Origin of the sequence: Nonomuraea roseoviolacea subsp. carminata (genome assembly GCF_024172185.1) — a bacterium.
GTDB lineage: Bacteria > Actinomycetota > Actinomycetes > Streptosporangiales > Streptosporangiaceae > Nonomuraea > Nonomuraea roseoviolacea.
Window position 1 is genome coordinate 5255608 of the sequence record NZ_JAMZEC010000001.1, and the last position, 11797, is coordinate 5267404.

General features: G+C 71.7%; 9 protein-coding genes. 7 read left to right on the plus strand and 2 right to left on the minus strand.

The window, feature by feature from the left end; all coding sequences use genetic code 11:
- Window positions 1–66: 66 nt before the first annotated feature.
- Entirely contained in the window at window positions 67–1125 is a 1059-nt protein-coding gene (gene mnmA, locus HD595_RS24485; RefSeq protein WP_253772819.1) for a tRNA 2-thiouridine(34) synthase MnmA, read from the plus strand.
- Between the two features lie 61 nt (window positions 1126–1186).
- On the opposite strand, the gene HD595_RS24490 is transcribed toward mnmA, so the two are convergent.
- The gene (locus HD595_RS24490; RefSeq protein ID WP_253772821.1) at window positions 1187–1819 is read right to left on the minus strand and encodes an MBL fold metallo-hydrolase; all 633 of its coding nucleotides are present in this window, start codon (window positions 1817–1819) and stop codon (window positions 1187–1189) included.
- Between the two features lie 23 nt (window positions 1820–1842).
- Between HD595_RS24490 and HD595_RS24495 the strand changes: the two genes are divergently transcribed.
- From HD595_RS24495 to HD595_RS24505, 3 genes are all read left to right on the plus strand, one after another.
- Complete coding sequence (locus HD595_RS24495; protein ID WP_253772823.1) at window positions 1843–2832, plus strand: methionine synthase; 990 nt, start codon at window positions 1843–1845, stop codon at window positions 2830–2832.
- A 74-nt stretch (window positions 2833–2906) separates the two neighbouring features.
- Window positions 2907–5096 (plus strand): NAD-dependent DNA ligase LigA, encoded by a 2190-nt coding sequence (gene ligA, locus HD595_RS24500; protein ID WP_253772825.1) that lies wholly within the window; start codon window positions 2907–2909, stop codon window positions 5094–5096.
- A gap of 587 nt (window positions 5097–5683) precedes the next feature.
- Window positions 5684–7756, plus strand: coding sequence for a putative bifunctional diguanylate cyclase/phosphodiesterase (locus HD595_RS24505; RefSeq protein WP_253772827.1), 2073 nt, complete (start codon window positions 5684–5686; stop codon window positions 7754–7756).
- Here HD595_RS24505 and HD595_RS24510 read toward each other — a convergent pair.
- Window positions 7740–8195, minus strand: coding sequence for a hypothetical protein (locus HD595_RS24510; protein ID WP_253772829.1), 456 nt, complete (start codon window positions 8193–8195; stop codon window positions 7740–7742). The genes HD595_RS24505 and HD595_RS24510 overlap by 17 nt on opposite strands.
- 147 nt (window positions 8196–8342) lie before the next feature.
- Here HD595_RS24510 and gatC point away from each other — a divergent pair, with 147 nt between their 5' ends.
- The 3 genes from gatC (at window position 8343) to gatB (ending at window position 11699) form a co-directional block, all read left to right on the plus strand.
- Window positions 8343–8642 carry an Asp-tRNA(Asn)/Glu-tRNA(Gln) amidotransferase subunit GatC gene (gene gatC / locus HD595_RS24515; protein WP_101787882.1) on the plus strand — a complete coding sequence of 100 codons (300 nt, stop codon included), beginning with the start codon at window positions 8343–8345 and terminating at the stop codon, window positions 8640–8642.
- Window positions 8643–8709: 67 nt separating this feature from the next.
- Entirely contained in the window at window positions 8710–10200 is a 1491-nt protein-coding gene (gatA, locus tag HD595_RS24520) for an Asp-tRNA(Asn)/Glu-tRNA(Gln) amidotransferase subunit GatA (RefSeq protein ID WP_253772830.1), read from the plus strand.
- A gap of 11 nt (window positions 10201–10211) precedes the next feature.
- A complete protein-coding gene (gene gatB, locus HD595_RS24525; RefSeq protein ID WP_253781295.1) occupies window positions 10212–11699 on the plus strand; it encodes an Asp-tRNA(Asn)/Glu-tRNA(Gln) amidotransferase subunit GatB in 1488 nt (495 codons plus the stop codon).
- Window positions 11700–11797 lie beyond the last annotated feature (98 nt).

Genomic DNA, 11797 nt, shown 5'->3' on the forward strand with positions numbered 1-11797 from the left:
GGACATGGCCCGGACCGCCACCGGGCGCGAGGCCCACTGTCCATCGGACAGTACGCTTGGAACGTCATGGGATTGCGTGTGCTTGCCGCCATGTCGGGCGGCGTCGACTCAGCCGTGGCCGCCGCGCGGATCGCCGAGGCCGGTCACGATGTCACCGGTGTCCATCTCGCCCTGTCGGCCAACCCCCAATCCCACCGCACGGGCGCCCGGGGCTGCTGCACGATCGAGGACTCGCGTGACGCGCGCCGCGCCGCCGACGTGATCGGCATCCCGTTCTACATCTGGGACATGGCCGAGCGCTTCCAGCGCGACGTGGTCGAGGACTTCGTCGCCGAGTACGCGGCGGGCCGCACGCCCAATCCGTGCCTGCGGTGCAACGAGAAGATCAAGTTCGCGGCGGTGCTGGACCGGGCGCTGGCGCTCGGGTTCGACGCCGTGGCGACCGGCCACCACGCCAGGCTCGTCGACGGCGTGCTCTCGCGCAGCGTCGACCAGGCCAAGGACCAGTCGTACGTGCTGGGCGTGCTCACCCGCGAGCAGCTCAGCCACGCGATCTTCCCGCTGGGCGACTCCACCAAGGCCGAGGTGCGCGAGGAGGCGGCCCGGCGCGGCCTGACCGTCGCCGACAAGCCCGACAGCCACGACATCTGCTTCATCGCCGACGGCGACACCCGGGGTTTCCTCTCCGCGCGGCTGGGCGCCGCCGAGGGGCCGATCGTCGACCAGTCGGGCGAGGTGGTGGGCAGCCACCAGGGGGCCCACGGGTTCACGGTGGGCCAGCGCAAGGGCCTGCGCATCGACCGGCCGGCCGCCGACGGCAGGCCGCGCTACGTGCTGTCGATCGAGCCGGTGTCCAACACGGTCACGGTGGGGCCGCGCTCGGCGCTGGAGGTCACGACGATCACGTGCGGCCGTCCGGTCTGGAACGGCCCGTCGAGCCACGACGACCTGACCGTCCAGCTCCGCGCGCACGGCGAGGTGTACGGGTGCCGCTTCGAGGAGACCGGCGACGGGCTGCGCGTCGAGCTCGACCGGCCGGCCACGGGTGTCGCCGCGGGTCAGGCCGCGGTGCTCTACTCGGGCGCGACCGTCATCGGCAGCGCCACGATCACCCACGCGGCCTGACCGCTCGTCCGCGCCTTCCGGGCAGGCGACCCGCGAGCCCGGAGGGGTCAGGAGCGGGGCGTCAGGGCAGGTCGACCGACCCGCCGACGGGGACGCGCCGGATGTCGGCGCCCTGCTTGTCGGCCTCCAGCTTGAGCCAGGTGTCCAGCAATCCCAGCCCCACCTCGCTGTACAGCGCGTCATGCGTCGAGTACGCCCGCGCCGGCCGGATCGTGCGCAGATACTCGACCATGGCCGGCAGCCGCAGCCACGGCGCCGTGGTGGGCACCAGCAGGGTCGGCACCTCCACCTCGGGCACCGTCAGCGCGTCACCCGGGTAGAACAGCTCCTCGTCGATCATGAATCCGACGTTCTCCACGACCGGCATGTCGGGATGGTTGTCCGCGTGCCACTCGCCGAACGTCCGCACCCCGAACCCCGCCACCTCGAACGCGTCGCCATGGCGCACCGTCCGCACCTTGACCGGCACCTCCGCCAGCTCCTGGGCGACCGCCTCGCACGTCCAGACCTCCAGGTCGGCGGGCGCCGACCGCAACCGGTCGGGGTCAAGGTGGTCGGCGTGCTGGTGCGTGATGAGCACCGCGTCGGCGCCGTCCAAGGCCTCGACCTCGCTGAAGATCCCCGGGTCGATGACGAGGACCTTGCCGTCCTTCTCCAGCCGCCAGCACGCGTGGCCGTACTTGATGAGCCTCATTCTGGAGAGCCTACGCTTGTCCCATGTTGACGTGGGAAGCCACCGGGGTCGGGTCGCATCCCGGCCAGGATCACCTTGAGGCGGCGCGGGTCGTGTTCGGCGAAGTGCCGGGGCTGCCGTACCTGCCGGAACTGCCGGGGCGGGGCGTGGGCGCCGACATGATCGGCCGTACGGCGGGGTTGCTGATCGACCTGCCGGTGGAGGTGCAGCCGTCCGGATGGCGGCTGACCGGGCGGCCGGGGCGCGACCATCAGCGGGCGGTCGACCACCTCAGGCGCGACCTCGACGGCCTGGAGGAGGTCGGGCACGCCTACGAGGGGCCGCTGAAGGTGCAGGTGTGCGGCCCGTGGACGCTGGCCGGCGCGCTGGAGCTGCGCCACGGCGACAAGGTGCTGTCCGACCACGGCGCGGTGCGCGACCTGGCCGAGTCCCTCGCGCAGGGCGTGGCCGACCACGTCGCGGAGGTGCGGCGGCGCCTGCCCGGCGTCACCGAGGTGGTGCTCCAGCTCGACGAGCCGGGCCTGCCGGGGGTGCTGGCCGGCAGCGTGCCGACCGCCTCGGGCTTCGGGCGGCTGCCCGCCGTGGAGGAGTGGCGGGTGGAGGAGGCGCTGCGCGCGTTCCCGTCGCCGATCGTCCACTGCTGCGCGCCGTCCGTGCCGTACGACGTGCTGCGCAGGGCGGGCGTGCGCGGCGTCTCCGTGGACGCCGCCCTCGTCCGGCGGCGCGACGAGGACGCGGTCGGCGAGGTCGTGGAGGCGGGGCTGCTGCTGTTCCTCGGCGTGGTGCCGGGCACCGACACGCGGCTGCCCGACGTGGGCGTCGTCGCCAAGCCCGCACTGGAGCTGTGGCGCCGCCTCGGGTTCGCGGCCGAGCGGCTGGCGGAGCAGGTCGTGCTGACGCCGTCGTGCGGGCTGGCCGGCGCGTCCCCCGCGTACGCGAGGGCGGCCCTGGCGGCGTGCCGCAAGGCGGCCCGCGTGCTCAGCGAGGATCCGGAGGCGGGGACCGCCGGATGACCTCTCACCTGGCCAATCTTGTCGGTGCCCGGCGATAGCGTTCTCCCAGGGGTCGTGAAGGAAGGAGTGCCGGCGTGAGCGAGCTGAACACCGAGGCCGGGGGCGTGCCGGTGGAGGCGCTGAAGCGTCATGCGGAGCTGTCGGAGCTGGTGGAGGAGGCCCGCTGGCGCTATTACGTGCTCGACCAGCCCACGGTCAGCGACGCCCAGTTCGACACCTGGTTCAACGAGCTGCTGGCGCTGGAGGAGACGCATCCCTCGCTCCAGACGCCCGACTCGCCGACCCAGAAGGTGGGCGCGCCGGTCTCGGGCGACTTCGCCAAGGTGCGGCACCTCGCCCGCATGGAGAGCCTCGACAACGCCTTCGACGCCGCCGACATGGCGGCCTGGCAGGCGCGCGCCGAGCGGCTCGCCGAGCGTGACCCGGCCCCCTACCTCGTGGAGCTCAAGATCGACGGGCTCGCCGTGGCCCTGATCTACCGCGACGGCAGGCTGGAGCGCGGAGCGACGCGCGGCGACGGCCGCACCGGCGACGACGTGACGGCCAACGTCCGCACCATCAAGGGCGTGCCCCACCGGCTCACGGGCGACGACGTGCCCAGCCTGGTCGAGGTGCGCGGCGAGGTCTACATCCCGGTCGCCGACTTCAAGACGCTCAACGAGCAGCTCGTCGAGCAGGGCAAGCCCCCGTTCGCCAACCCGCGCAACTCGGCGGCCGGCACGCTGCGCCAGAAGGACCCGCGCATCACGGCGCAGCGCCCGCTGCGCATGATCGTCCACGGGGTCGGCGTCTGGGAGGGCGCCACCCCGCCGCGCACCCAGTCCGAGATGTACGAGCGGCTGCGCGAGATGGGGCTGCCGGTGAGCGACCTGTACCGGGTCGTGGGCAGCCCGGCCGAGGTCGACGAGTTCATCGAGCACTACCGCGTGCACCGGCACGACCCCGCGTACGAGATCGACGGCGTGGTGGTCAAGGTCGACGACTTCCGGCTCCAGCGGGAGCTGGGCTCCACCTCGCGGGCGCCGCGCTGGGCGATCGCCTACAAGTACCCGCCGGAGGAGGTCAACACCAAGCTCCTCGACATCCAGGTCGGCGTCGGCCGCACGGGCCGGGTCACGCCGTTCGGGGTGATGGAGCCGGTGTCCGTGGCCGGGTCCACGGTGGAGCGGGCCACCCTGCACAACGCCGCGATCGTGGTCAAGAAGGGCGTGCTCATCGGCGACACCGTGGTGCTGCGCAAGGCGGGCGACGTCATCCCCGAGATCGTCGGGCCGGTGACGGCGCTGCGCGACGGCTCCGAGCGGGAGTTCGTCATGCCCACGCACTGCCCCGAGTGCGGCACCGAGCTGGCCTACGAGCGCGAGGGCGACGCCGACCTGCGCTGCCCCAACGCACGCGGCTGCCCCGCGCAGATCCGCGAGCGCCTCTACTTCGCGGCCGGGCGCAACGCCCTCGACATCGACGGCCTCGGCTACGTCGCGGCCACCGCGCTCAGTCAGCCGCTGCCGCCGCAGGAGCCGGTGGTGCGCACCGAGGCCGACCTGTTCGACCTGACGCTCGACCAGCTCATCCCGATCCGCTCCGTCGTGCGCGACATGGACAGCGGCCTGCCCAAGATCGACCCGAAGACGGGCGAGGAGAAGGTCGTCTCGTTCTTCTCCAACCTCAGCGGCGAGGCCAGCCAGAACGCCGTCAAGCTGATGGAGTCGCTGGAGCAGGCCAAGCAGGTGCCGCTGTGGCGGGTGCTGGTGGCGCTGTCGATCCGTCACATCGGCCCGCCCACCGCCCAGCTCCTCGCCCACGAGCTGCGCTCGATGGACGCCATCATGAACGCCTCGGAGGAGGAGCTGGCGGCGGTCAAGGACATCGGGCCCCGCACGGCGGCGGTGATCCGGGAGTGGTTCCAGGTCGACTGGCACCGCGAGATCGTCGAGCGCTGGCGCGCGGCGGGGGTGCGCATGGAGGACGAGCCGGCGCCGGAGAAGGGGCCGCAGATCCTCGACGGGCTCACGTTCGTGGTGACGGGCACGCTGGAGGGCTACACCCGCGACACGGCGGCCGAGGCGATCACCAGCCGGGGCGGCAAGGTGGCGGGGTCGGTCTCGAAGAAGACCGCGTTCGTGGTCGTGGGGGAGAACGCCGGGTCGAAGTACGACAAGGCGGTCAGCCTGGGGGTGCCGATCCTGGACGAGGCCGGTTTCGAGACCCTCCTCAAGGACGGCCCGGAGGCGGCGGCCGAGGTGGCGGTGAAGCCCGAGGAGTAGCCGCCACGCCCAACCCGAGGCCCTTCCCGGCCGAGGTCCCTTCCCGGCCCGGGGTCCATCCCGGGCCCAAGGCTTTGCTTGCGCCCAGACGCGAAACTGCCCCCCCCGGGGGGCCAGGACTGACGCCCAGGCGTCCGGCTCGTTCGCCTCCGCTTCTGGGTCGCACGCTGACGGGCGTTCGCGTTCGAGGGGGCCACGCCCTTCCTCCTGGCCCGCGTTCGAGCAGGCGGCCCGCCCGTCCCCTCGCTCGCGGGTCACAGAGCGGGGCGCGGCGCGGTCGGCCTCGTCGCGCCGTAGCCTTGATCTCTGGGCGGGTCGCGGGCGGCGCCCTCACGTCCGTCCCGAGGGCCGCGTTCTCCGGGTCAATGCGGCCGCGACACGCCCGGCGGAAGAACAGATCACATCCAGGGGTAGCAAAAGGGCGGAAAGTCGCCGCGCAGGTACAGAGCGTCGATATGCTGTCTACACAGTGTGCTTTCCGGGCATATGTCCGATAGGAGAAGTGACGGAACGTACGCGCTTGGTTTCGCGAAGTGGGGTAAAGGTCGTACCCTCCCATAGTGACCTGATGGGGGTTCTGTTTACCGATGACTGACCCAACCGACACCCGCGACACAGGACCACGCGTCGGCACGCCCCTGTGGGCGTACCTCGCGGGCGTCACCGCGATCGGCTTCACAGCCCTGGCCGTGTCCCTGCTCCGGCTGGACCTCGGGTCGATGGTGGAGCTCGCCCGCACGTCCCTGTTCTGGGTGCTGGCCGTGCTGGTCATCCTGGGGGAGCTGCGGCCCGTCATGGTGTCCTCGGCGGCCCTGGTCGGCGGCACGTATCCCTCGACGATGTTCACCTTCGCCGTGCTGCTGCACTTCGGCCTGCCCGTGGCGGTGATCACGCAGTGCGTGGGCGTCGCGATCAACGGCGTGGTGACGCGACGGGCCTGGCATCGGGTGATGTTCAACACCGCGCAGTCGACGCTCGCGCTGACCGCCGCCGCCGTGGTGCTGGGCGTGTTCGGGATCGTGCCGAGCCCCGCCCGGCCGTGGGTGCCCGAGGGGGCCGACCTGCCCGCCATCGGCATCGCGGGCGTCGCCTACTTCGCCGTGCGGGCCGCGCTGGTCAGCGGCGCCGTCGCCCTGCACGAGCGCCGTTCGATCGTGCGGGTGATCAGGGCCTCGGTCGGCCCGCAGAGCCTGGTGTACGCGGGGCTGCTCGGTCTCGCGCCGCTGGTCGTCGTCGTCATGAGCCAGGCGCCCGAGATGGTGCCGCTGTTCGTGGCGCCGCTGGCCGCCGTCTACTTCACCGCGACGCTGTCGATGCGCCGCGACCACCAGGCCCTGCACGACGAGCTGACCGGCCTGCCCAACCGCAAGATGCTCATCGTCAGCACCGAGGAGGCGCTGGCCGAGGCCCGCCAGGAGGAGCGGGTCGGCCTGTTCCTGCTGGACCTCGACCGGTTCAAGGAGGTCAACGACACCATGGGGCACCCGGTGGGGGACCGGCTGCTCCAGATGGTGGCCCACCGGCTGACCCACTCCGTACGGCCCGGCGACGTGGTGGCCAGGCTGGGCGGCGACGAGTTCGCCGTGCTCCTGCCGTCGATCCGCGACGCCCACGCGGCGCGTGAGGTGGCGTCCCGGCTGCGGGCGGCCTTGACCGAGCCCGTCCGCCTGGAGGGCATGACGTTCGACCTCGACGCTTCGGTCGGCATCGCCCTCTACCCCGACCACGCCCCCGACTTCGAGCTGCTGCTGCAACGCGCCGACGTGGCCATGTACCTCGCCAAGGAGGGCCGCACGGGCGTGGAGCTCTACCAGCCCAACAAGGACCGCAACTCGCCCGAGCGCCTCAACCTGCTCGGCGACCTGCGCCGCGCCGTCGACAACGGCGAGCTGCGGCTGCACTACCAGCCCAAGGTCGGCCTGGCCGACGGCGCCGTCCACGGGGTCGAGGCGCTGCTGCGCTGGCGGCATCCGGTGCACGGGCCGATCGCGCCGTCGGAGTTCATCCCGCTGGCCGAGCAGTCGTACCTGATGCGCCAGCTCACCGCGTACGTCATCGACAGCGCGCTGGAGCAGGCCGCCCGCTGGTGGCACACGGGCCTGCCGGTGCGGGTCTCGGTCAACATCTCGGCCCGCGACCTGCTCGACTCGGCGCTGCCGGAGCAACTGGAGCTGGGGCTGGCCAAGTACCAGCTCCCGCCGGCGGCGATCCAGCTCGAGGTCACCGAGCGCATCCTCATGGGTGACCAGGTCTACCAGCACGAGGCGATCAAGGCGCTGGCCGCGCTGGGGGTGCCGCTGGCGCTCGACGACTTCGGCACCGGCTACTCCTCGCTCATCCGGCTCCAGCGGCTGGCCATCTCCGAGGTCAAGATCGACGCGTCGTTCGTGCGGCGCATCGCCGAGTCCGAGGACGACGCACGGATCGTCCGCTCCATCGTCGACCTGGTCCGCTCGCTCGGCCTGCGCTCGGTCGCGGAGGGTGTCGAGACGGACGCGGCGGCGCTGCGGCTGGCCGAGATGGGCTGTGACCTGGGGCAGGGCTGGCTGTTCGGCAAGCCGATGTCGCCGGCCGACGCCACGACGTGGCTGCGCGACCGCTTCGAGCCCTCGTCGGCCATCGAATGCGGCTACCGGCCCGAGGTCACCCAGACGGCGTGAGGGAGCGGGTGCGCCAGATCTCGAGCGCCCGCCGGCCAGGCCAGACGGCCAGCCCCGCCCACGCGAGTGTGGTGAGCACCATCATGACGGGGAGTCCGTAGTCGAATCGGCCGGGGTGATACACCTCGGCCCCGTCGCCGACGTCGATCGCCGGCACCCGGTCTCCCGGGACGACCGAGAAGCTGAGGCCGTGCATGACGGTGTCGTCCCTGGTCTCCTGGCCGTCGGCCGACGCGAAGGCTCCGTGCCAGGAGCAGGAGGCGCGCTGGCAATGCTCCTCCTTCGCGGTGAACGTCCCTAGGACGCCCTCGTTCCTGGCGGCGCGGGTCTCGAAGGAGAAGGTGGAGACGGTCAGGAAGACCGTCAGGACGCCGGCCGCCAGCAGCGCCACCATGCCGAGCAGGGTGACGACGAACCGCTTCCAAGTCCTGCGATCCATCGGAGCTCCCGAATATGTAGACAGCCTACTTGGATCATGCATCAGACCCGGGAGTGTTGCCAGGGTGTTAATGGTTCGGAGGCGTTCCGTCACGGCCCCTAGGATGTGAGTGTCCAAACTCCATCCACGAAACGGGTTCAACGACTCATGTCCGCCATAACCCGCGACGAGGTCGCGCACCTGGCCCGGTTGTCCAGGCTGGCGCTCACCGACGACGAGCTCGACCACTACGCCACGCAGCTCGATGCCATCATCGAGTCGGTCGCGAAGGTCGCCGAGGTCGCCGCCGAGGACGTGCCGCCGTCGTCGCACGCGCTCCCGCTGACCAATGTCTTCCGTGCCGACGAGGTGCGACAGTCCCTGACGCCCGAGCAGGCGCTCTCCGGCGCCCCCGCCGTCGAGGACGACCGCTTCCGGGTGCCGCGCATCCTCGGGGAGGAGGCATGAGCGAGCGTAGCGAGCGAACAATTGGACGCAGCCCTGTCAGGCTCATGCGCCCGACGAAGGAGGGCTCATGAGCCTGATTCAGAAGACCGCCGCCGAGCTCGGCGCGATGGTCGCGGCCGGAGAGGTGTCGGCCGTCGAGGTGGCCGAGGCGCACCTCGACCGCATCGCCGAGGTCGAGCCCAAGGTCAACGCGTTCCTGCACGTCGACCGGGAGGTGACGCTCGGCCAGGCGCGCGCCGTCGACGAGCGGCTGCGCTCCGGTGAGCGGCTCGGCCCGCTGGCCGGCGTGCCGATCGCGCACAAGGACATCTTCACCACCCACGACATGCCGACCACGGCCGCGTCCAGGATCCTGGAGGGCTGGCGCCCGCCGTACGACGCGACCGTCACGCGCCGCCTGCGCGAGGCCGGGCTGGTCATCCTGGGCAAGACCAACCTGGACGAGTTCGCGATGGGCTCCTCCACGGAGAACTCCGCCTACGGCCCGACCCGCAACCCGTGGGACCTGAACAAGATCCCCGGCGGCTCGTCGGGTGGTTCGAGCGCGGCCGTCGCCGCGTACCAGGCGCCGCTGTCCACCGGCACCGACACGGGCGGCTCGATCCGGCAGCCCGCCGCGGTCACCGGCATCGTCGGCATGAAGCCGACCTACGGCGGCTCGTCCCGCTACGGCCTGATCGCGTTCGCCAGCTCGCTCGACACGCCAGGCCCGTTCGCCCGCAACGTGCTCGACGCGGCGCTGCTGCACGAGGCGTTCTCCGGGCACGACCCGCTCGACTCGACCTCCGTCGACGCGCCGGTGCCCTCCGTGGTGGAGGCGGCCCGGCAGGGCGACGTGGCGGGCCTGCGGATCGGCGTGGTCAAGGAGTTCGGCGGCGACGGCTACCAGCCGGGCGTGCTGGCCCGCTTCAACGAGGCGGTGGCGCTGCTGGAGTCGCTCGGCGCCAAGGTCGTCGAGGTGTCCTGCCCGTCGTTCGTGACGGCGCTGCCCGCCTACTACCTGATCGCGCCGTCGGAGTGCTCGTCCAACCTGGCGCGCTTCGACGCCATGCGGTACGGCCTGCGCGTCGGCGACGACGGCACCCGCAGCGCCGAGGAGGTCATGGCGCTGACCCGGGCCGCTGGTTTCGGCCCCGAGGTCAAGCGGCGCATCATGCTCGGCACGTACGCCCTGTCGAGCGGCTACTACGACGCCTACTACGGCCAGGCGCAGAAGGTGCGCACGGTCATCGCGCGGGAGTTCGAGGCCGCCTACCACCAGGTGGACGTGCTGGTCTCGCCGACGACGCCGACGACGGCGTTCCCGATCGGCGAGCGGGCCGACGACCCGATGGCGATGTACCTCGCCGACCTGTGCACGATCCCGTCCAACCTGGCGGGCAACGCGGCCATCTCCGTGCCGTGCGGCCTGGCCGACGAGGACGGCCTGCCGGTCGGTCTGCAGATCATGGCGCCGGTGCTGGGCGACGACCGTTGCTACCGCGTCGCCGCCGCGGTCGAGAAGGCCCTGGAGAGCCGCTGGGGCGGCCCGCTGCTGAAGGAGGCTCCGGCACTGTGACGACCACGAAGATGTCCTACGACGAGGCGCTCGACCGGTTCGAGCCGGTGCTGGGCCTGGAGACGCACGTCGAGCTGGGCACCGCGTCGAAGATGTTCTGCGGCTGCCGCACGATGTTCGGCGCGCCGCCCAACACGCAGGTCTGCCCGACCTGCCTGGCGCTGCCCGGCTCGCTGCCGGTGGCCAACGCCAAGGCGATCGAGTCGACGATCCGCATCGGCCTGGCGCTGAACTGCTCCATCGCCGAATGGTGCCGCTTCGCCCGGAAGAACTACTTCTATCCGGACATGCCGAAGAACTACCAGATCTCGCAGTACGACGAGCCGCTCTGCTTCGACGGCTACCTCGACGTCGAGGTCGGCGGCGAGACCGTGCGCATCGAGATCGAGCGGGTCCACCTGGAGGAGGACACCGGCAAGTCCACCCACATGGGTGGCGCGACCGGCCGCATCCACGGCGCCGACTACTCGATCGTCGACTACAACCGCGCCGGCATCCCGCTGGTCGAGATCGTGACCAAGCCCATCCCGGGCACCGACCGGATGGCGCCGGAGGTGGCCCGCGCGTACGTCACCGAGCTGCGGGAGATCATGCGTTCGCTCGGCGTCTCCGACGTGCGCATGGAGGAGGGGTCGCTGCGCTGCGACGTCAACGTCTCGCTCATGCCGCGCGGCTCGTCCGAGTGGGGCACCCGCACCGAGACGAAGAACGTCAACTCCCTGCGCAGCGTCGAGCGCGCCGTGCGCAGCGAGATCGAGCGGCAGGGCGCGATTCTCGCCGACGGCGGCCGGATCGTGCAGGAGACCCGGCACTTCCACGAGGACACCGGCACGACCACGTCCGGCCGCTCCAAGGAGGAGGCGCAGGACTACCGCTACTTCCCCGAGCCCGACCTGGTGCCGATCGCGCCCGACCCGGCGTGGGTGGCCGAGCTGAAGGCGGCGCTGCCCGAGCTGCCGTCGGTCAAGCGCAAGCGCCTGCAGGCCGAGTGGGGGCTGTCCGACCTCGACATGCAGGCCATGCACAACGCCGACGCCATCGACCTGGTCGAGGCGACGGTCGCGGCGGGCGCCCCGGCGGCCGACGCGCGCAAGTGGTGGATGGGCGAGCTGGCGCGCCGCGCCAACGAGACCGGCACCGCGCTCGCCGAGCTGCCGATCACGCCGGCCCACATCGCCCGCGTCACCGAGCTGGTGGCCTCCGGCGCGCTCAACGACAAGCTCGCCCGCGAGGTGCTGGAGGGCGTGCTGAACGGCGAGGGCACGCCGGACGAGGTGGTCGACAAGCGCGGCCTCAAGATCGTCAATGACGAGGGCGAGCTCTCCGCGATCATCGACGAGGTCCTCGCGGCCAACGCCGACGCGGCCGACAAGGTCCGCTCCGGCAAGATCGCCGCCGTGGGCGCGCTGGTCGGCGGTGTGATGAAGGCCAGCCGCGGCAAGGCCGACGCGGCCCGCGCGCGGGTGCTGATCCTGGAGAAGCTGGGCGTCTCCGAGTAAGCCACCCGTTCCAGAACGTGCGAAAGGCCCCGCCGGCGGATGATCGGCGGGGCCTTTCGGCACATCCCCTGGACGCTCCCTTGAAGCACTGATCGCAG